Source organism: Flavobacterium chilense (assembly GCF_001602525.1).
In the GTDB taxonomy this organism is placed as follows: Bacteria; Bacteroidota; Bacteroidia; order Flavobacteriales; family Flavobacteriaceae; genus Flavobacterium; species Flavobacterium chilense.
The window spans coordinates 383,254-402,857 of the sequence record NZ_LSYT01000006.1; the positions used below are offsets into that span (position 1 = coordinate 383,254).

Consider the following 19,604-nt stretch of genomic DNA (forward strand, 5'->3'; position numbering starts at 1 on the left):
GTATTGATTTTAGAGTTGTGAAACAAAAGACTGTTCCAAACCTTTAAATTTATGTGATACTTTTTGCATATCTTTTCCAACTTTCTCGTTGAGTATCTTAGCGTAAATCTGTGTGGTAGCAATATTTTTATGCCCTAACATCTTGCTCAAACTTTCGAGCGGAACACCTTCGCTCAAAAACAGCGTGGCAAACGTATGACGTGCCAAGTGAAAGGTTACTTTCTTTTCTTTCAGGCAGTCAATCAGTTGTGATATTCTCTTTAGGCTGTCATTACAGACTGTATTTGAGGGTACAGGAAATACCTTTCCATCTTTTGAAAATCCTGCATATTTCTCGATAATCATTTTGGGAATGTCCAACAGCATCACATTTGAAGATGTAGCCGTTTTCTTTCTACGTACAATAATCCATTGATTGCCGTCAAAGAAATCTTGGATATTGCTGTTTTTAAGTCCTTTCATATCTGAATAAGAAAGTCCTGTAAAGCAACTGAAAACAAACAAATCTTTCACCAATTCATCTTTTTTTTTCTCGCAGTTGAATGTTACGAGCTGTTCCAATTCGTTCCGTAGCAGATAACCACGGTCTTTGTCCTTTTTGGTGTTCTTGTACTCGCTGAACGGGTTAAAGGCAAGATGTTTTCTGCTCATTGCCAATCGGCAAAGCGTGGTAAAGCCAATCATATACAGCCAGATGGTATTGTGTGTCAAACTTTGGTCATCACGCAGGTAGTAATCAAAATCCTGTACAAAATCAGGAGTAAGGTCGTTAAAAGACACATCGGAGTAACCGTATTTTGTAAGTGCAAAATTGCGAAGATGTCTTAATAGTGTTTTATACTTACTTCGTGTTCCATTTACCCGAAGTCCGCTATTGACCTTTTTCTCATAGTCGGATAAAAACTGTTCATAAAACTTGAAAAAGGTCATTTCTCCGCTTTCCATACCGAGGAAGGCATTTTTAAGTTTAGCACTGTTTACAGCCCCCTCGTTCTTCAGAATTTTGGAATAGCATTCCTCAATACCTGAACGGATTTTGTCAAGTTTGCTGTTTGTTTCTTGGGCTTCTCGGCTTTTACCTAAAACCCTGCCGTACTTCAAATCCCAATTTGTTGCGGAAATATCCAACTTGGCACTGAATGCAGATTGTTTGCCGTTTACGGTAATCCTGCACATAACCGTAACTTTCCCGTTCTTCTTCGGGGCGGTCTTTTTAAGGTAGAAAAGCACCTTAAACGTTGATTTTTTTGTCGTTTCCATACTCACAATTCTTAATGATAAAATTAAACCTATGTGAGCTACGGAACAATATGAAAAACTGTGCAGAAAGCTGAAATACAGTATTTTAAAACGATTGTTTCTAATATTTAAAAGTAACGTTTTAGTAACCTTACTTTTGCCAAACCTTGCTTTTTCCTGCTTTTTACCTCATTACCAAAAAATCACAAAACGGCTGTAAAGCCTTTATTTACAACCGTTTTGCCTGTTATTAATCTTTAATGTATTTTTACTGAAACTTTATTTTAAAGTATCATAATTATAATGTTTTACTTCTTTTTGCGGTTAAATGATATACTTGTACCAATGCTAAAATGGCGTTTGGAATAATAACGGGTAACAGCCATTGATGTACATCTTTATAATCTTTTAAGAAGATACCGTAAACTACAAAACAAATGCATCCAAACATATTAATAAACCGGATTGTTCGGAGATCTTTCAGTAAAAATCCGCCTACGATAAAAAATGATGCGAGATAACCAATATATTCTGCCATGACCTGATATTAAGTGCTTTAGGTAAATTTACCAAAAACAAATAATAAAATCAAGTTCAGCTTTGAAAATCAGTTATATGGATGTAAGATATGTTTTCTTGAAAAATCTAATCATAGATTTCTAGGGTTTCGACTTGTATGCCTAATTCTTAGAATGTGAATTTCTTTTGAAGTAACTTTATAAGTTATCCTGTAGCTATAAATTTCATAAGCACGATAATTTCCGTTATTAGAAATTTTCATTTCATCCAATTCGTAAATCTCCCAACTAGTACTTAGAATAGTAACAGAATTATAAATGTTGTCAATTACTTTGTTTGGAATGTTTTTGCTTTTTGTTTCTTTATATAAATAGAAGTAAATTTTTTCAAGCTGATTTTGAGCAGTTTTTGACCAAATTATTTCTTTTTCCATTGCTCAATTTTATCCTTAACTTGATTATGAGTATAAAAATTGTCGCTTTGAATATCCTCTTCGGCAACTTTTAAATCTTCATTATATTGTTCTAAATAATTTTTAGGAGAAGGTTTGCGACTATCTAAAATAGTTTTTAATGCTGATAAAAATGCATCATCATCAATTTTTTCAATTTCAGAAATTAAGCTATTTTTTAGTTCCAGAGTGTTCATAACATATAATTTAGTCTAAGTTACAAAACAAAAATTAATATTTAATATTTATTATTCTTAAAATCTCCAAGCTTTTTGTTGTGCTTCACTTAAAAAAGTCCAGGCTACAATTCTGCTGGTTTTCTGGCCTTGTGCCATATCAATTGTTCTGATGGAAGAGGCATTTACTTTATTCAGCGTTTTGTAAATGTTCGAAAGGTTTTCTTTTTTTGAAACCAGTGTAGTAAACCATAAACATTGCATAGCAAATTTTGCACTTTCGTAAATCATTTGGGTAACAAAACCAATTTCACCGCCATTACACCATAATTCGGCATTGTGTCCTCCAAAATTTAAGACAGGATTTAAGTTTTTCTTTTCCTTTGGATTGAGATTCGAAACTTTTCTGGAAGTGCTTTTGTTGGCTTCTTCTTCTGAAGCGTGAAAAGGCGGATTACACATGGTAAAGGTAAAACGATCCTCTGGTGTGATGATGTTTTTAAAAATAAAGCGGGATTCAGTTTGTTGCTGTAAACTTACAGCATCAATTAGTCCTGGATTTGCTTCAATAATTCTGCTGCAATTTTCTATTGCTTTTTGGTCGATATCAGTTCCTACGAAACTCCAGTCGTAAATTGCATGCCCTAAAATAGGATAGATGCAATTGGCACCTGTTCCGATATCTAATCCTAAAACTGAAGATCCTTGCGGAATAATTCCGTTGTTGGTTTCTGCCAGTAAATCGGCTAGATAATGAATATAATCTGTTCTTCCGGGAATGGGAGGACAAAGGTAATTTTTAGGAATATCCCAGTTTTGAATATCGTAATAGGTTTGTAATAGTGCTTTATTAAGCGCTTTTACTGCTAAAGGATTACTAAAGTCGATTGTTTCGATTCCGTGTACATTGATGGCAACATGTGCTTTTAGTTCAGGACAATTCGCAATAAGGAGATCGAAATCATAACGTGAACGGTGAAGGTTTCGAGGGTGTAAATTGTTTTTTTCGGAATTGTCTGTTGCTTTCATCTTGTAAATTTCCGTGCAAAGATAGTCATTCCTTTTGGAGGAAAAGGTAATTATGAAAACGATTGCCATAGCCCTGATGGAAGCGGCATCCTTTTTCCGGCTTATTTAGCCGGGAAAAGATATAGCGAACAGCAGGAAACAGCTCCTAATCCATACATTCCATGAGTAATAAATCGCCATCGGTATGGGTTATGGTCACAAGACCATCTTGCAGAACGGCATTGCTGCTGCCAGTTCGGTAACCAATGGTTAAGGTATCATTTTGCAACGGATATTGTAAGTTGGCAGACGAAATGCCATTAACGACACCAATTGGGATTAAGGAAATTGGTGTTCTTGCGGTATACCATTTCTCGAATTTATGAGGCAATAGGAATATTTTAGAATGATCGTCGAGAATGACAATTTTAAGCAAATTACGGTAACGAACGATATTGGTAAGGTTCGTTATGGTATGATCTGCACGTTTTCCTGTCGCCCAGACTACGTTTACAGCAGGAATTTTTCTGTCGATTAAATAATCAAAAGCTTTCTCTAAATCGGTTTTATCCTGATCCGGTGTGTGTACAATTTCGATTGGATATTGTGAAGTTTTGTAGATTTCAGGATCAAAACCACGGTCGAAATCACCTAAAAGAACATCGACTTTTATGCCTAATTCAATAACTCGTTCGATGGCAGAATCTAACACGATAACGAGTGGCGACCATTCGAGTAATTGCCCTAATAATTCGGGATTGCATGCTGCTCCGTTGGCAATAATTAAAGCGGGTTCCTGGTCGTCGCGTACAATATGGTGTGAAGACATTTAGTTTTTTGATTTGAAATGTGCTGCAAATGTACGAAAGGATACGATTTTAGAGGGTAGATTTTTTTTACCATTAAGATATTAAGTTTCATTTAGCAGGAAAACCTAACTTTCTTACGGTCTTAATGGTAAAAATAAAATTACTTTGTTTTGAAAGCGATGGCATCGACTTCGATTAGCATTCCGTTTATAGCTAATTTAGGTACTGGAATTAAGGTGCTTGCGGGGAATGGTTTGTTTTGCCATATTTTTCTAATTTCTTCATTCCATATTGTTAGTTTTTCGGGTGAATGATCTACAATCAGAATGGTTATTTTCATGATGTTTTCCGGTTTTAGATGGTAACTGTCCAGAACAGTAACAATGTTTTGTAAGGCAACCTGGGTCTGTTCTCTAAAACTGTTGCTTAAAGTATGATTTTTTCCTGAACCACCACTTTGTCCGGAGATATAGACTAATTCTCCTGGTGTAGAAACTGATGATGCATGACTAAAACCATATGGAGTTGGATCGAATAACGAGTCGGGATTTTTAAAGGTTTGTGCTTTTGAAGTAAAGGCGCAAAATGAAAAGAGAGTAAGCAGAAACTGTTTCATGTTGTAGAAATTTTGAATTAATTATCTGCAAAGTTTGCTTAATTCTAATTGCTGTGCCTTTACATATGTTGAGGGTTTAAAAAAGTTTAAGTCACAGTTTTTCAATTGGATTTATTGAAAAACTGTGACTTAAATTTAAAAATGGGAATATAAGATCGTATATCAGGATGCGATATCCAATAATCTTCGATGGTAATTAATTTGTCCTAAATGATAGGCCAAATGTGTCGAAAGATGTACTAAAAAGAAACCTGTTGTCATTTCTTTTTCGAATACAATTTGCGGATAAATAGCTTCTAAATCAGCATGGGTTAAACGATCAAGTGTGTCATTTACGATTATGATGGTTTCATCAATTTTAGACAGCAGTTCTGATTTTGGAATATTTTTTAATGAAAATTCTAAAGGACGATCCCTTATATAACCTGTTTTTCCAAGTTCGGCACCAATATAGGTGTTTATGTTTCCCATGAGATGAAGACAAAGATTTCCGCCGGAATTAGAGATGTTTTTATCAATTGCCCAAATCTGGTTCTCGTTTTGATAAGATTCGATTTCGACTTTTAACTTATTGAGATCCCGGTTGAAAAGCGATTTTAAGGTTTCGATTAGCATGATTCTAGATTTTATTTTTGATTGGAATCCAGATTTCTTCTTCAGAATCGGGATCTTCTTTTTTGTACTGATCACCCATTACAGCAAAATGTGGTCTTTCGTCTACTGTATATTGTGAATTGGGAAGCCATTCTACAAAAATAGAATGATAGGTTTTATGTCCTTCGCTTTGTGGTCCTTTGTGAACAAAAACCGCATATAATCCGGTTGGAATGATTAAAGTTTCCATTCCGGAAGGAATTTCATCAAAATGATAAACTTCGACTGCTGCCCATTTTTGAAAGATATTATTGGCATCAAAATTGTCGAAATAGTTAGCAGGAAAAACTTCAAGCGAGTATAAGTTAGAATCTACTACATTCTTGATTTCTTTGTGTTTTGGCATAAAGCCATTCCATAATTGAAATGTTTTATTTTCGATAAACGACATATCAATATGCTTTCCAATAAGCTTTTTCTCTGTCAAAGTCTCAATTCTCGCTTCCATCTTACTGATTATTGAATTTTATATTTTTTATAGTCTGTTTCGCTTAGTGAAAAATAACCTAAGGGGTAATTTGCCTTGTCATTTATATTAATGATGTTTCCTTTTACAGTTGCAGGCGGCGATTGAAAAGGCCCTCCAACATTGCTTCCGGCAATACTAACCAAAATACTCATGTAGTTGTAGTATTGTTTTGAAATTCCGTAATGTGTCATTTCGACCTCATCCCCAATTTTTAAATCGTCATCGTCTGATGAACTGAAATATTCGTTGCCCTGGAAGAATTTATCTTCGGTAACATAATAGGTTGAGGTAACTTTATTCGAATATACATATTTAAACAAATAAAAATTATCTGCATCAGCAGGATCATTAAAAAAAGCTTTGGTTTCAATATCTTTTCCTGTAAAACCTCCCTGATTATTTTGTTCAACACGTGTTATTGGCGCGACAGATTTCATTGTTTCGGTAGCATTGTAAGTGATTCCGTTGTTAATTACAGTCAGCGTGTAAACTTCGTTAATTACAGGTTTGAAGTTGTTGCAAACATATCGTCCGGTTTTTTGAACTTCGGTAAAATTGAATTGCTCATTTTGACTGTTTTTGATAAAAACAGTTGCTCCTGAAACAGTAGGAATTACATTTTGAAAATAACCGGTTGTGGTAGTTAATTTTATGGTTTGCTGTTTTCCTGTAGTTCCTTTTTGCCAGTTTATAGCGGCCTCTATGACTAATTTTGGAGGTGCGGTATCGAGATCTACATTTACAACTTCCTCACAACCTGTGAAGAAAATGGATGTAAAAAGTAGGATAAGTAAGCTTGCTTTTTTCATGATATATCTTTTGTTTTCTTTTACAGAAAGTGATTTAAAATTTAAAATTATAAGTTACAGCAGGCACAACTCCGAAAATTGAAGTTTGAACGGCTTCATTTGCGCCACTATCTACATTCTGACGGAAATTGATTGAGGCAGCATTTTGGCGATTGTACAAATTGTAAATGCTAAAAACCCATTCGGCTTTCCATTTTCTGTCCTTATTTTTTTTAGGAGTCAAAGTTGCCGAAACATCCAGGTGATGGTACGCAGGTAAACGGTTTTCATTTCGTAATCCGTAACTCGGAACGGTGATGCCTAAATATTCGTATTGCCCGTTTGGATAAGTAACCGGCTGACCTGATTGTAAAACAAAGTTGGCTCCAAAAGACCATTTATCATTTAAAGTATAGGCTGATGTTACCGCTAAATTATGTGTTTTGTCATAGGCAGAATTGTACCACTGACCATTATTAATTCCTATTTCGTCAGGAGTTCGTCCGGGAGTCTGCTGCTCAGATTTTGATAAAGTATAGGATATCCAGCCGTTAAATTTACCTTCGTTTTTCTTTAGCAGAAATTCGACACCATAAGATCGCATGCGTCCGTTTAAGATTACCTGCTCGATGGCATCATTGGCAATTAAATCAGCACCATCGATATAATCCAGTCTGTTTTTAATTTTTTTGTAATAGGTTTCAACTTCTACAGAATAAGCACCGTTTTGTATGTTTCTAAAATAACCTAAAGCTACCTGATCTGCAATTTGTGGTTTGATGTAATTGTCACTTGGCATCCAGACATCCAGCGGAGTAGGCGATGAGGTATTTGAAATCAATTGAAGATATTGTGCCATTCGGTTATAACTTGCTTTAATAGATTCATCATCATTTAATTGATAAGAAGCTGAAAATCGTGGTTCTAAATTGTTATAACTCTGTATTTCTTTGTTTTTGCCGAAATATTTAGTCGAAGTGGGAGTTGCTTTTTCATAAATCTGCATATCGGTATTAAAGATTACGGGATTGTTATTATCGTAATAATTAATAGTAGAAGCTCCTAAACGGTAAAATAAGCTGTAACGTAATCCGTAAGAAACAGTGAATTTTTTCGAAAGCTGATTTTCTGCTTCTACATAAACAGAAGGTTCAAAAGCGTATTTTTTGTCTAACTGATCGGGATTAATTCCTGACGATTCATTACTTGGTTTGATGGTTCCGGGATTAAACTCATAATAAATTCCGTTTAAGCCATAGTTTAATTTGAATTTATCTGAGATGTAATTTTTGAAATCGTATTTGATATTGTAATTTTTAATTCCTGAATCCCATTTGAAGCCTACAAAATCCAAGTCGAGACCATAGTAGTAATCACTGTAAATCAAAGATAAATTCGAAAATAACTTATCAGAATACAAGTGATTCCAACGCAGGTTTAAAGTAGAATTGCCATAAATATTCGAAAAACTTTTGTTTAACCTGAAAACATCACGACCAAAATAACCGGACATATACAGGCTGTTATTGTCATTTAGTTTATAACTTAATTTTGTGTTTAAATCATAAAAATAAGCTGAGTTGTTTTTTTGCTCTTCTGACAATTTTAAAAATAAATGAGCATAGGAAGCTCTTCCGCCAATTAAGAACGAGCCTTTGTCTTTTACCAAAGGACCTTCGAGAAGAATTCTGCTTGTAATAGATCCGATTCCGCCACTGGCGTGAAATTCTTTACTGTTTCCGTCTTTTTGATAGATGTCAAGAACAGAAGAAGCTCTTCCGCCATAACGTGCCGGAATTCCGCCTTTATACAATTTCAGGTCTTTTATGGCATCGGGATTAAAAACAGAAAAGAATCCAAATACGTGAGAAGAGTTAAATATAGTAGCTTCATCCAGCAAAATCAGGTTTTGATCGGCACCGCCACCACGTACATTGAATCCCGAAGCGCCTTCGCCTGCATTGGTAACGCCGGGAAGTAACAAGATTGATTTTAAAACATCGACTTCTCCCATTACAACAGGCATTTTTTTAATGGTGGCAATAGAAAGTTTATTGGCACTCATTTCAGGCGATTTAATATTTATTTTGCCTTTGTTGTCTGTAATTACAACTTCCTGAAGTTCTTCGCCACTTTCATTAATAGCAAAATTACTTTTGGTATTTTGTTTTAAAACGATTGTTTTTTGAAGGGTTTGATAACCAAGATAACTAATTTCTATTTGATGTTCACCTTTAGGAACTGTAATAGAATAAAAACCGTATTCGTTGGTAGTTGTTCCAATTTTCAGAGCCGGAATGTAAACATTTACCCCAATTAAGGTCTCATTGTTTTTAAAATCACTAATGGTGCCGCTGAGGGTAAATTTTTCCTGAGAAAAGGTATTTAATGCTGTTAAAAGGAGTATAAAAAAGAAGCCCGTTTTTTTTGTAATCATTGTCTTGATTTTGAAACACATAGTTAATAATTCTTACTAAATATTTTCGCAGAACGTTTGTTAAACATTAGTTAAGAAAAGCCTGATTTTGTTACAGGTTTACATGCTTGTTTTTTAATCTAAGTTTGATTTTTATTTTAAGATTATAAAAGGGATTTATTTTATGAACTAAATAGCACTAAATAGGCAGAGCCAGCTCCAGTGTATAGAAAGATTATTATAAATCTAAAAAAAGATATTCTTGATTTAATATAAAGGATTTTGTTTTATTGTTTTGAAATTCAATTAGTTATTATTGAAAAAGGGAAGGTTTGAAAATCCGGGATTTCAAATCCTAAAATTATTTTTTCTAACTAACGATGCTTTTTAAAAAGTTGTGGATTACTTGATGAGTCCAAAATTTTTACAATTGCTTTAAAAATACAGTAGGAGATACTCCAAAATACTCTTTGAATTTTGTTGAAAAATAGGATTGATTTTTAAAACTAAGCTGATCTGAAATCTGTGAAACGGTAAGTTGTTTTTTTTCAAGCATTTCTTTTGCCAATAATAATTTATTACTCATAAAAAATACATTTGGTGTTTCTCCTGTGATTTTTTTAAATAAAGTTTTGAATTTTGACTCAGACATATTTGCTTTTTTTGCCATATTTTGAATGTGAGGAAATTGTTCTTTAATATGTTCAATTAAAAACATTTGTATGTTAATTATACTTTCTAAGTCTGAATCGTTAACTGTTTGTAATATAATTCGTTTTGATGCTATTTTTTTTAAATAGTTTGACATCAAAAGGTGAGCAGTTCCAATCAGATTTAAGTTAAAAATCTCGTTACCTACAGTTAATTTTTTCAAATCCTCCAATAGATGAAAACTCTCGTTGCTCATTCTGTCAAACCGAATGATTGTATTTTTTGCAGGGTCAACTATTTTGTCAAGATTAGTGAATACAATATTATTATTTTTAGCATATTTTTCAATATTGCTCTTCTTTATAAATATACAAAGCGCAAATGTTTTACTGCCGGCTTTTACTTTATAATGTGATTCTAAACTTCCATCTATTGCGGCCAGGTTATATTGCCATCTGCCCATATCGAAAAAATAATCGTCTCCGGAAATCATAGCTTCGCCCTCAGTAAGATTGTAATATAAACCAACAAAATCTTTATTTATATTTTTTTGTATGAAATGCACATCTTTTTTATATTCAACATCAATGTATAATACAGTTATGCCCCTTTCATCGTTGTAAAAATATCTTGTTCCAGAGAGTATATCGTCTGGTCCAATAATGAAATTTCCTTCAACCTTACCTCCATATTGTTGTGCAAAATGTTCTACCCAACTTAAATCTGCACCATAAAAATGTTCAATCTTTTTCATGTAAGAAATATTTGTCATTAATAAAACCAGTAATAATTTTGAAAATAAAGGATAATAAAAATTTGTAGTAAAATTACGTCAAACTTAAAAATAACCTCTCTTTATTACTGAAAATAACTACAAATTTAATGCAATTACTACATAATTAATTCTTAAAAAAGCAAAAAAAATGTTATATGTTTTGGTTCTGTTTTAACTTATTATGCTTTGTGCTGTTGGAAAATAAAATGTATGTATTGTATGATCTAATAAAAATAGTATATGCTGCTGTTATAGGTTTCATGAAGGAGAAATATTCTGTAGAACATCTCTAATATAGTAGCTTACATTAAAGAGGGGGAAACATGTTGGTCGTAAGCTTCTAAAAAACAAAAAAAGGACAATTGTTTAAATTGTCCTTTTTTTTATTGAATGCAGTTTTGTAAAAAAGTTTTTTACTATTTTATTTTAGCAATAATAGTATTGAATGTTTCGCTTGGGCGCATTGCTTTACTTACTAACTCCGGAGTTGGCTGGTAATAACCGCCAAGAGTTTGAGGTTTTCCTTGTGCACCAATTAATTCAGCATCGATTTTAGCTTCGTTAGCTTCGAGTTCAGCAGCAATTGGAGTAAAGATCGCTTTTAATTCAGCATCTTTATTTTGAGCTGCCAAAGCCTGAGCCCAATAGAAAGCAAGGTAAAAATGAGAACCACGGTTATCAATTTGTCCTACTTTACGAGCCGGAGATTTATCGTTTGCAAGGAATTTATCATTAGCTTCATCTAAAGTTTCAGATAAAACAATTGCTTTAGAGTTGTTTAAAGTTTGTCCTAAATGTTCTAATGAAGCACCAAGAGCTAAAAACTCTCCTAATGAATCCCAACGTAAATATCCTTCTTCAGTAAATTGTTCAACGTGTTTAGGAGCAGAACCTCCTGCACCGGTTTCGAACAATCCGCCACCATTCATTAATGGAACGATAGATAACATTTTTGCTGATGTTCCTAATTCTAAAATAGGGAATAGATCTGTCAGGTAATCACGTAAAACGTTTCCTGTTACAGAAATAGTGTCTAAACCTTTGATGATTCTGTCTAAAGTAAATTCTGTAGCAGCAACCGGGTTTAAGATGCGAATATCTAAGTTTGTAGTATCGTAATCTTTAAGGTATTTTTGAACTTTTACAATTAGTTCTCTGTCATGCGCTCTGTTTTCGTCTAACCAGAAAACTGCTGGAGTGCTTGATAAACGAGCTCTGTTTACAGCTAGTTTAACCCAGTCCTGAATAGGAGCGTCTTTTGCCTGACACATTCTGAAAATGTCATTTGCTTCAACGTTTTGCTCCATTAAAACATTTCCGTTTGTATCTACAACACGAACAACACCGTCAGCTTTCATTTGGAAAGTTTTGTCGTGAGAACCGTATTCTTCTGCTTTTTGAGCCATTAATCCAACGTTTGGAACACTTCCCATTGTTTTTGGATCAAAAGCACCGTGTTTTTTACAGAAATCAATTGTTGCAGTATAAACTCCGGCATAAGAACGATCCGGAATAACTGCAATTGTATCTTGCGCTTTGCCTTCTTTGTTCCACATCTGACCAGAAGTACGGATCATTGCCGGCATAGAAGCATCAACAATAACATCTGAAGGAACGTGTAAGTTTGTAATTCCTTTATCAGAATTAACCATTGCAAGAGCCGGACCGTTTTCGATTGCTTTTGTAATGTCAGCTTCAACTTCAGCCTGCTCAGGTCTTCCTGCAATTTTTGCATAGATATCACCTAAACCGTTTCTGGTATCAATGTTTAATTCAGTAAATAAAGTTTCATATTTTTTGAAAAGATCTGCAAAATATACTTCAACGATAGCGCCAAAGATAATTGGATCTGAAACTTTCATCATAGTGGCTTTTAAGTGCACAGAAAGTAAAACTCCTTCTTTTTTGGCATCAGCAATAGCTTCAGCAACAAAACTTTTTAAAGCTTTTAAATGCATTACAGAGCTGTCGATTATTTCTCCGGCTTTTAGGGGAGTACTTGCTTTAAGAACAGTTGTTGTACCGTCTTTTGCAACGAATTCAATCTTTACATCATTAGCTTCTGCTACAGTAAGTGATTTTTCACTTCCGTAGAAATCACCGTTTGGCATTGAAGCTACCTTAGTTTTTGAGTCAGCAGACCATGCACCCATTGAGTGTGGATTTGCTTTTGCAAAGTTTTTAACTGCTCTTGGTGCTCTACGGTCAGAGTTACCTTCACGTAAAACAGGATTTACTGCAGAACCTAAAACTTTAGCGTATTTTGCTTTAATTTCTTTTTCAGCATCATTTTGAGGATCTTCCGGGTAATTCGGAATATTGTATCCGTGAGACTGCAATTCAGCAATTGCCGCTTTTAATTGCGGTACAGATGCTGAAATGTTTGGTAACTTGATGATGTTCGCTTCAGGCTGTGTTGCTAACTGACCTAATTCAGCCAAAGCATCTCCTGTTTTTTGAGCATCTGTAAGAACCTCAGGGAAATTTGATAAAATTCTGCCAGCCAAAGAGATATCTCTTGTTTCAATAGCAATACCAGCTGTAGAAGTAAAGGCCTGAACAATAGGTAAAAAAGAGTAAGTCGCTAACAATGGCGCCTCATCAGTTAAGGTGTAATAGATTTTTGAATTCTTTGTCATTTTTTTTTTTTTTTATAATCGTATCGTCAGGGAATGGCGATGTAAAAGATATAGTCGGCTCAGAATGAGCGGAGCAAATATAATAAAAACAGTCCGAAATCGGTGTAGTTTTATGGAGAAATACCGGAATTATCAGATTCTTATTTCGAAGTTATTTAATTGCTAAATCGATGATTTTGATATTAAAAAATTACAGTTTTGATATTGGCTAAAAATAAGGCATAAAAAAACTCGTTTCCAAATAAATGAAAACGAGTTTTTTTATTTACTAACGATTTGGTGTATTTGTTTTCTAAAAGTAGTTGTTTATCAACATGAGTTCTGACTTTTTTATCCAGAATGAATGTTCACGGCTAATTACGGTATTAGAATCTTGAAATAGTTTGCCATTTATCATTTCCTGAATTTATAATCCTGTAGGTTACTTTGTTACCAACACTAATAAAAGTATCTGTTTCGTCAACAGTACCACTTGCTCCTCCAAATGCGATCGTAACATCATTTGTTGAAGTGTCTACACGTTTAATAGTAAATTCTCTTCCGGTAACTACACCAGAAGGAACTGTAATGATTACATTATTTGAGGCTGCATCAACTAATATTACGTTATCTGTTGCAGGAGTTATAGTGTAGTTGCTTGTTTTTCGTATAATATTTCGCATTCCTGTAACACTCGAGTTAGATGTTGTTCTTAAAACACCTGTTGTCGGGTCAGCAACGATTAAATTATCTGCTTCAGAAACACTGGATTGAAGGCCTGAAAGGGCTAATGTATTGGTAGTACTTGTAGCTAATGTGGTTGGTTGTACCAAAGACCCGCCTAGTTGTACATTGCCGTTAGTAGCCGTTAATCCGTTATTGGCGGTAGCAAGTGAATTTGGATTAATTTGTACTTTTTCTCCATACATTGTTACCATTGTTTTTGTTTGTGCTGTCATAAATCCGCATTGAATTAATACAATTATGCACGCTAACTTTTTCATTTTTTTCATTTTTTTTATTTTTTGCACATGAAATGAATTACACTAGTTTTTATTTTTAATAAACGGTATAAGATATTTCGTTTTATTTCTCTGTATTTCTTTTGTGTTTTGAAATGGTTAAAAAAGAAACGGGGCAAAGGTATATTTGTTAACCAGGAAGGTTTGTCGGGAAACGACATAATTGTTTTGAATTAGGACATATTTAAATAATTGTACCTAAAATTAAAATTAAGTAGTTTTTTTAATGACTGATTTTCTTTTGAGTAAGAAATAATATGATATAAAAACCTGAATATTATTTTAGATTCTATTTTTAGAACCTGAGAGCGTTTTTATGAGATATAAAAAAATATAGCTTTTCCAGATTTAAATGGGAAAGAGCAAAAAAAAACTCGTTTCAAATGATATGAAACGAGTTTTTTATGACAAAAAGATAAATGATTATCTTCTTTTATCTTTAATCTTAGCTTTTTTACCAGTAAGTTCTCTGAAGTAGAAAATTCTAGCTCTACGAACTGCACCTTTTTTGTTCACTTCGATTTTTTGTAAAGCTGGTAAGTTTACCGGGAAGATACGCTCAACTCCAATAGCTCCAGACATTTTACGAATCGTGAAAGTTTCTGTGTTACCAGAACCTCTTCTTTGAATAACAACTCCTTTAAAGAACTGAGTTCTTGTTTTTTCACCCTCTTTAATTTCGTAGAAAACTGTGATAGTATCTCCAGCTCCAAATTCAGGGAAATCTTTTTTAGCAACGAATTCGTTTTGAACGAACTTTAATAAATCTGCCATGATAATTTTATATTATTGTTTATTTAGAGCAACATTCACGGATTTCGCCAGAGGTTGGTCTAATTCGGGTGCAAATGTAGAAAATAATTATGAATTATAAATTGTAAATTATAAAATATTTTAAGTTGTTGATAAATTGGTTGTTAAGCTGTTTTTTTTGTTTCAAGTTGCGGGTTTCAGGTTTTGTATTTAGCTGATAAAGATAAAATAGTATTATATTAGTTTTATTGTAGATACAAAAGAGAAGTTAATGGAGCGAAATTATTTAAAAGAATATATTGAATTTTCGAATGAATTTAGAAAATCAAATCATTCAAAAGATAGTACAGAAAAGATTTATAATCTGCTTTATGAATTAGAAAATGCCACTAGAGAAAAAGAAGATAATTTGGTGCTTTCAAACGTATATACCCTCTTAGGTTTTTACAGATCTGCTTATGAAGTTTTTAAAGAAATTGCTGATTTGAATAATAAAAAAGAGGTTTCTAAATTATATGTAATGGAGCAAAAGGCAAAATCGCATGAAAACAATTTTATTATTAAGGATATTAGAAAATACAGGGCAAAGAAAGAACAATTAAAACTGACTTTAAATGATTTCACTATCTCAGAAGAAGATCAGAACAAATTTGAAATTCCTCAAACCGACATCATAATATTCAATAAAGTTGTAAAAGACAGAATCTCTATTTATCTTTCAAATGCTGATATTGAAAAATATTCAGATACTGTTATCTCGCACATTAACTGGCTTTCAGATTGCAAAAATGAATTAATCGGGTTTTACAATCAAAACAATGAATTTACAGACGAAAAAGCCAATAACGACTGGTATGATACTTTAGAGGTTTACAGCATTAAAATAACAATCACCAATTCAGGGAACATTGATACTTTAGTTTCTGCAGGAGATGATTTTTTTCAGGATCATATTTTAGATGTTGAAATGACAAACAGAACGATTACTTCGATGAATTATGACGGGTAAGGTTTTAGTCTCAATTTACAGTGTTTACTTTTTATTGAATAGATTTATAACTGTAAACTGAGACTATAAATACCAAAACCTATTTTACTTAGGTTGTTGTTGGGTGACACAATGAATCATTCCTCCATTTGCATATAAATTGCGAACATCAATACCAATTACTTTTCTGGAAGGGTATAAACGCTGAATCAGTTGATTGGCTACATTATCATTAGGATCATTATAATTAGGAACCAAAACAACGGTATTTCCAATATAATAATTCACATAAGAACCTTTGTAACCCAGTTTTTTGCCATAAGTTGTTACAACATTATTTTTAGATAAAGGCAGTTTTAGAAAAGTATAAGCTTTAGCATTTTTGTCTTTTGCATGATACAATGTTGTAATGTCATTTTGCGGAACTTCCCAATACAATAAGTCATCTTCATTCATAGTCACAATTGTAGTTGGATTACCAAAACGGGCAAAACCATCGATATGCATATCTGTAATTTCTCGTCCTGCTTTACCATCAAGCCAGATAAAATGAGTTGTTCCTAAATACTTTTTAAAAATTGTCTCGGCTTGCGATTGCGTTATCGAAGGATTACGATTCGAATTTAGAATTGCACTTTTGGTTGCCATCAAAGTACCGTTTCCGTCTATTTCTACAGCGCCTCCCTCATTAATCATGACTGAATTTAAATCTATTTTATTTATTTTTTGATCTGCAGCAATTTGCGAAGGGATGGTATTACAGTTTATAAAATCGGCTTTTTTGCCCCAGCCATTAAAACCCCAATCCTGAATTACCAGTTGATTGTTTTTGTCTTTTGTATAAATAGGACCATTATCTCTTACCCAGACATCATCAGTTTTAAATATTTTAAAATCTATAGCAGACAGAGAAACTCCTGCAGTTTTTAATAAAGCTGTAATTCTGCTTTTTTCAGTATTATCATAAGCAATGATGTGCACTTTTTCACTTTCGATTAATGATTTGGTCATGGCAATCCAGGTCGCATCTAAATCATTTCTATAGTCAATACCGTATTGGTATTGATGAGGCCATTGCAGCCACGTTCCTTCATGTGGAGCAGACTCTTCGGGCATGGTATACATAATTTCAGCATTTTTTGATTCATCGGGTTTTGCTGTTGCTTCGTCTTGCTGACAAGAAGAAAATAAAGGAAATAGAAATAGGGGTAGAAATAACTTTTTCATCTTAGTTGTATATTAAGTTTAGCGTCATTTTACCGGTAGTCTGACAAGGCAAAGGTATTTCTAAACTGTAATTGCAAAGTTGTCCAAAAAGGACAATTTATATAAGAGGAATAAAAATTGCCGTTAGATAATTAGACTGATCACGACAGTTTTCATTATTTTTAATGTATTGTTCAATAACTGGCAAATGAGAGAACTCAATATCATGACTCAGAAACCATCCTCCAAAAATTTGCTGATAAGTATTTTCTAAAGTTTCATAACTTCCCTGATGAAAGAAACGGGCATACTTGCCGCCAAAAATCTTTTTCAGGGGAAGATTCTTAATGATGCCTTTAGTATATATACAAGCTTCATAAGTACATTTGGATTTTTCGGTAATCAAAATATCATCTGTTATAATACCAAAAAAATCAGTAATAGGTTCAGAAGATTCATTTTGTAATATGGTATCCCAAAGTTCTTCTATTTCCGGATTGATATAAGAGGTTTTGCAACTTGCATAATAAACTGCTATTTCCGGAATAAAAGCAATTTCAGGTTTTAAAACGCACGAAATAGTTTGTTGGGGAATATCATTCAATAAAAGTTCTTTTTGATTTCGGGCAACCGAAGGAGAACAATTAAAATGCTTTTTGAAGGTTTTCGAAAAAGACTGTACATCGGCAAAGCCTACTTCCAGAGCAATATCTGAAATTTGTTTGTTTGAATATAGTAGTTTTTTATAGCCGTTTTCTATTTTCAGACGCGTTTGATAAGCGCCAATAGTTTCGTTAAATAAAGAATAAAAAACACGTTGTAGATTTCTATACGAATAACTGGAAATATCTTCAAGAGAACCAATTGAAATAACCTGATTATAATGTTTCTCAATATGGTTCCGTGTATTGTAGATACGTTTTAAGTTAAAGTCATTCATTGCCATAGTTTTCAGAAAGCGGTAATGAGAAAATAATACCTTAAGAATTAATACTTACAACTACAGATCATGTAAAATGATTACTGATAAATGACTGTCAAACGTTTTTATTTTTCTTCCAGCAAATCAGGTCTTCGGTTTTTAGTATGTTCATACGCCATATCTTCACGCCATTTGTCAATTTTGGCAAAATGACCACTGGTTAAAACCTCCGGAACTTTCCATCCTTTATAATCGGCTGGTCTGGTATAGATAGGTCCGGAAAGTAAATTATCCTGAAAACTATCGGTCAAAGCTGATGTTTCGTCACTTAAAACCCCTGGAATTAATCGAATTAAAGCATCAGATAAAACCAAAGCACCTAATTCTCCTCCGGATAAAACATAATCACCAATCGAAATTTCTTTAGTAATAAAGTGATCTCGAACACGCTGATCTACACCCTTATAATGTCCGCATAAAATGATAATGTTTTCATACATCGACATCGTATTGGCCATTTTTTGATTTAGCGTTTCACCATCTGGCGACATATAAATAATTTCATCATATTCACGTTCGCTTTTCAAATGCGTAATGCAGGCATCAATGGGCTGTACAGTCATCACCATGCCGGCACCTCCGCCAAACGGATAGTCGTCGACACTTTTTTGTTTGTTGGTAGTATAATCACGCAAATTATGAAAATGTACTTCGACCAAACCTTTGTCTATGGCACGTTTCATAATCGAAGCCTCAAACGGACTCCTTAATAATTCAGGCAAAATCGTTATAATGTCAATTCGCATTTCTTTTCTTCAATAGTTCTAAGTGGCAAAGATACAAAGTTAATTTTTGAGAAGTTTACAGATTTAAAAAATGAAAACTTCAAATCGCAATGAAGATTTCTTTAATCGTTTAATATCATTTAGTTATGCTGAATTTGAATGAATTTTAAATTTACAATTTCTTAAAGAATTGAATACGTGGATATAAGATAAATGATAATTTATTTATTTAAATTTATAAGATTAATTTTATAATAATTATTTTTTTTATTCGGGATAATAATTTAAAATTGTAAGAATAATCTATAATTGAAATCATTATGAAAAAGAGAATACTTTTAGTAGTTGCCATTGTGGCTTTACAGGCGTGTTCAGGGACAAGGAATGTAAACGACAAATGGATTGGCGAATCAAAAAAAAATCTGATTAAGAGTTGGGGATCTCCGGTGCGTATCATAAAAAATAATGACGAAGAGGAAATTCTTGTTTACGCTGAACAAGTATATAAGAATACGGATAATAATAATAAAGATGCCGGAATGGCGGGATCAAGTTATTGGAATTATACCTACGTATACACAAATAAAGAGGGGAAAATTTATTCCTGTAAAACAGACAGACAACAGCGTACTCCGCAGGAAATTGTTGTAAAATAGATCGTTATCTTATTTTTTTATCTGGAGACTTATAAATTATTTATGGTAGTCTCTTGTCATTTTATTATATTTAGGTCATTTAA

General features: G+C 33.2%; 20 protein-coding genes. 2 read left to right on the forward strand and 18 right to left on the reverse strand.

The window, feature by feature from the left end:
• Positions 1-9: 9 nt before the first annotated feature.
• The 15 genes from A4F88_RS15585 to rplS form a co-directional block, all read right to left on the reverse strand.
• Positions 10-1,260 (reverse strand): site-specific integrase, encoded by a 1,251-nt coding sequence (locus tag A4F88_RS15585; RefSeq protein WP_068843564.1) that lies wholly within the window; start codon positions 1,258-1,260, stop codon positions 10-12.
• A gap of 277 nt (positions 1,261-1,537) precedes the next feature.
• Entirely contained in the window at positions 1,538-1,777 is a 240-nt protein-coding gene (locus A4F88_RS15590; protein ID WP_068843565.1) for a uroporphyrinogen decarboxylase, read from the reverse strand.
• A gap of 111 nt (positions 1,778-1,888) precedes the next feature.
• Complete coding sequence (locus A4F88_RS15595; RefSeq protein ID WP_068843566.1) at positions 1,889-2,191, reverse strand: type II toxin-antitoxin system RelE/ParE family toxin; 303 nt, start codon at positions 2,189-2,191, stop codon at positions 1,889-1,891.
• Positions 2,176-2,406, reverse strand: coding sequence for a hypothetical protein (locus A4F88_RS15600; RefSeq protein WP_068843567.1), 231 nt, complete (start codon positions 2,404-2,406; stop codon positions 2,176-2,178). The genes A4F88_RS15595 and A4F88_RS15600 overlap by 16 nt, the downstream gene beginning before the upstream one ends.
• A gap of 57 nt (positions 2,407-2,463) precedes the next feature.
• A complete protein-coding gene (gene rlmF, locus A4F88_RS15605; protein WP_068843568.1) occupies positions 2,464-3,414 on the reverse strand; it encodes a 23S rRNA (adenine(1618)-N(6))-methyltransferase RlmF in 951 nt (316 codons plus the stop codon).
• A 145-nt stretch (positions 3,415-3,559) separates the two neighbouring features.
• A complete protein-coding gene (locus tag A4F88_RS15610; protein WP_068843569.1) occupies positions 3,560-4,222 on the reverse strand; it encodes a thiamine diphosphokinase in 663 nt (220 codons plus the stop codon).
• A gap of 140 nt (positions 4,223-4,362) precedes the next feature.
• Positions 4,363-4,818, reverse strand: coding sequence for a RidA family protein (locus A4F88_RS15615; RefSeq protein ID WP_068843570.1), 456 nt, complete (start codon positions 4,816-4,818; stop codon positions 4,363-4,365).
• A gap of 162 nt (positions 4,819-4,980) precedes the next feature.
• The gene (locus A4F88_RS15620) at positions 4,981-5,433 is read right to left on the reverse strand and encodes a DinB family protein (RefSeq protein ID WP_068843571.1); all 453 of its coding nucleotides are present in this window, start codon (positions 5,431-5,433) and stop codon (positions 4,981-4,983) included.
• A gap of 4 nt (positions 5,434-5,437) precedes the next feature.
• Positions 5,438-5,920 carry a GyrI-like domain-containing protein gene (locus A4F88_RS15625; protein WP_068843572.1) on the reverse strand — a complete coding sequence of 161 codons (483 nt, stop codon included), beginning with the start codon at positions 5,918-5,920 and terminating at the stop codon, positions 5,438-5,440.
• A gap of 8 nt (positions 5,921-5,928) precedes the next feature.
• Positions 5,929-6,750 (reverse strand): DUF4249 domain-containing protein, encoded by an 822-nt coding sequence (locus A4F88_RS15630; protein ID WP_068843573.1) that lies wholly within the window; start codon positions 6,748-6,750, stop codon positions 5,929-5,931.
• 34 nt (positions 6,751-6,784) lie between these two features.
• A complete protein-coding gene (locus tag A4F88_RS15635; RefSeq protein ID WP_068843574.1) occupies positions 6,785-9,166 on the reverse strand; it encodes a TonB-dependent receptor in 2,382 nt (793 codons plus the stop codon).
• Between the two features lie 403 nt (positions 9,167-9,569).
• Positions 9,570-10,550: a helix-turn-helix domain-containing protein gene (locus A4F88_RS15640; RefSeq protein ID WP_162268799.1), complete on the reverse strand. Its 981-nt coding sequence runs from the start codon at positions 10,548-10,550 to the stop codon at positions 9,570-9,572.
• Positions 10,551-10,987: 437 nt separating this feature from the next.
• A complete protein-coding gene (locus tag A4F88_RS15645) occupies positions 10,988-13,210 on the reverse strand; it encodes an NADP-dependent isocitrate dehydrogenase (protein WP_068843576.1) in 2,223 nt (740 codons plus the stop codon).
• Between the two features lie 365 nt (positions 13,211-13,575).
• Entirely contained in the window at positions 13,576-14,193 is a 618-nt protein-coding gene (locus A4F88_RS15650; RefSeq protein WP_143154967.1) for a hypothetical protein, read from the reverse strand.
• A 441-nt stretch (positions 14,194-14,634) separates the two neighbouring features.
• Entirely contained in the window at positions 14,635-14,985 is a 351-nt protein-coding gene (gene rplS, locus A4F88_RS15655) for a 50S ribosomal protein L19 (RefSeq protein WP_068843578.1), read from the reverse strand.
• A gap of 250 nt (positions 14,986-15,235) precedes the next feature.
• Here rplS and A4F88_RS15660 point away from each other — a divergent pair, with 250 nt between their 5' ends.
• Positions 15,236-15,973, forward strand: coding sequence for a hypothetical protein (locus tag A4F88_RS15660; RefSeq protein WP_068843579.1), 738 nt, complete (start codon positions 15,236-15,238; stop codon positions 15,971-15,973).
• 84 nt (positions 15,974-16,057) lie between these two features.
• On the opposite strand, the gene A4F88_RS15665 is transcribed toward A4F88_RS15660, so the two are convergent.
• The 3 genes from A4F88_RS15665 to trmD all read right to left on the reverse strand — a co-directional run bounded on the left by A4F88_RS15665 (position 16,058) and on the right by trmD (position 18,886).
• Positions 16,058-17,179: an agmatine deiminase family protein gene (locus tag A4F88_RS15665; protein ID WP_068843580.1), complete on the reverse strand. Its 1,122-nt coding sequence runs from the start codon at positions 17,177-17,179 to the stop codon at positions 16,058-16,060.
• A 97-nt stretch (positions 17,180-17,276) separates the two neighbouring features.
• Entirely contained in the window at positions 17,277-18,098 is an 822-nt protein-coding gene (locus A4F88_RS15670; protein WP_209442831.1) for an AraC family transcriptional regulator, read from the reverse strand.
• Positions 18,099-18,205: 107 nt separating this feature from the next.
• The gene (trmD, locus tag A4F88_RS15675; protein ID WP_068843582.1) at positions 18,206-18,886 is read right to left on the reverse strand and encodes a tRNA (guanosine(37)-N1)-methyltransferase TrmD; all 681 of its coding nucleotides are present in this window, start codon (positions 18,884-18,886) and stop codon (positions 18,206-18,208) included.
• Positions 18,887-19,185: 299 nt separating this feature from the next.
• On the opposite strand from trmD, the gene A4F88_RS15680 reads away from it, so the two are divergent.
• A complete protein-coding gene (locus A4F88_RS15680; protein WP_068843583.1) occupies positions 19,186-19,521 on the forward strand; it encodes a hypothetical protein in 336 nt (111 codons plus the stop codon).
• Positions 19,522-19,604: the final 83 nt, after the last annotated feature.

What these genes read in the sequence shown, in the direction of transcription:
- A4F88_RS15585 (WP_068843564.1), bottom strand. Translation starts at nt 1,260, where the DNA reads ATGGAAACGACAAAAAAATCAACGTTTAAGGTGCTTTTCTACCTTAAA.
- A4F88_RS15590 (WP_068843565.1), bottom strand. Translation starts at nt 1,777, where the DNA reads ATGGCAGAATATATTGGTTATCTCGCATCATTTTTTATCGTAGGCGGA.
- A4F88_RS15595 (WP_068843566.1), bottom strand. Translation starts at nt 2,191, where the DNA reads ATGGAAAAAGAAATAATTTGGTCAAAAACTGCTCAAAATCAGCTTGAA.
- A4F88_RS15600 (WP_068843567.1), bottom strand. Translation starts at nt 2,406, where the DNA reads ATGAACACTCTGGAACTAAAAAATAGCTTAATTTCTGAAATTGAAAAA.
- rlmF (WP_068843568.1), bottom strand. Translation starts at nt 3,414, where the DNA reads ATGAAAGCAACAGACAATTCCGAAAAAAACAATTTACACCCTCGAAAC.
- A4F88_RS15610 (WP_068843569.1), bottom strand. Translation starts at nt 4,222, where the DNA reads ATGTCTTCACACCATATTGTACGCGACGACCAGGAACCCGCTTTAATT.
- A4F88_RS15615 (WP_068843570.1), bottom strand. Translation starts at nt 4,818, where the DNA reads ATGAAACAGTTTCTGCTTACTCTCTTTTCATTTTGCGCCTTTACTTCA.
- A4F88_RS15620 (WP_068843571.1), bottom strand. Translation starts at nt 5,433, where the DNA reads ATGCTAATCGAAACCTTAAAATCGCTTTTCAACCGGGATCTCAATAAG.
- A4F88_RS15625 (WP_068843572.1), bottom strand. Translation starts at nt 5,920, where the DNA reads ATGGAAGCGAGAATTGAGACTTTGACAGAGAAAAAGCTTATTGGAAAG.
- A4F88_RS15630 (WP_068843573.1), bottom strand. Translation starts at nt 6,750, where the DNA reads ATGAAAAAAGCAAGCTTACTTATCCTACTTTTTACATCCATTTTCTTC.
- A4F88_RS15635 (WP_068843574.1), bottom strand. Translation starts at nt 9,166, where the DNA reads ATGATTACAAAAAAAACGGGCTTCTTTTTTATACTCCTTTTAACAGCA.
- A4F88_RS15640 (WP_162268799.1), bottom strand. Translation starts at nt 10,550, where the DNA reads ATGAAAAAGATTGAACATTTTTATGGTGCAGATTTAAGTTGGGTAGAA.
- A4F88_RS15645 (WP_068843576.1), bottom strand. Translation starts at nt 13,210, where the DNA reads ATGACAAAGAATTCAAAAATCTATTACACCTTAACTGATGAGGCGCCA.
- A4F88_RS15650 (WP_143154967.1), bottom strand. Translation starts at nt 14,193, where the DNA reads ATGAAAAAGTTAGCGTGCATAATTGTATTAATTCAATGCGGATTTATG.
- rplS (WP_068843578.1), bottom strand. Translation starts at nt 14,985, where the DNA reads ATGGCAGATTTATTAAAGTTCGTTCAAAACGAATTCGTTGCTAAAAAA.
- A4F88_RS15660 (WP_068843579.1), top strand. Translation starts at nt 15,236, where the DNA reads ATGGAGCGAAATTATTTAAAAGAATATATTGAATTTTCGAATGAATTT.
- A4F88_RS15665 (WP_068843580.1), bottom strand. Translation starts at nt 17,179, where the DNA reads ATGAAAAAGTTATTTCTACCCCTATTTCTATTTCCTTTATTTTCTTCT.
- A4F88_RS15670 (WP_209442831.1), bottom strand. Translation starts at nt 18,098, where the DNA reads ATGAATGACTTTAACTTAAAACGTATCTACAATACACGGAACCATATT.
- trmD (WP_068843582.1), bottom strand. Translation starts at nt 18,886, where the DNA reads ATGCGAATTGACATTATAACGATTTTGCCTGAATTATTAAGGAGTCCG.
- A4F88_RS15680 (WP_068843583.1), top strand. Translation starts at nt 19,186, where the DNA reads ATGAAAAAGAGAATACTTTTAGTAGTTGCCATTGTGGCTTTACAGGCG.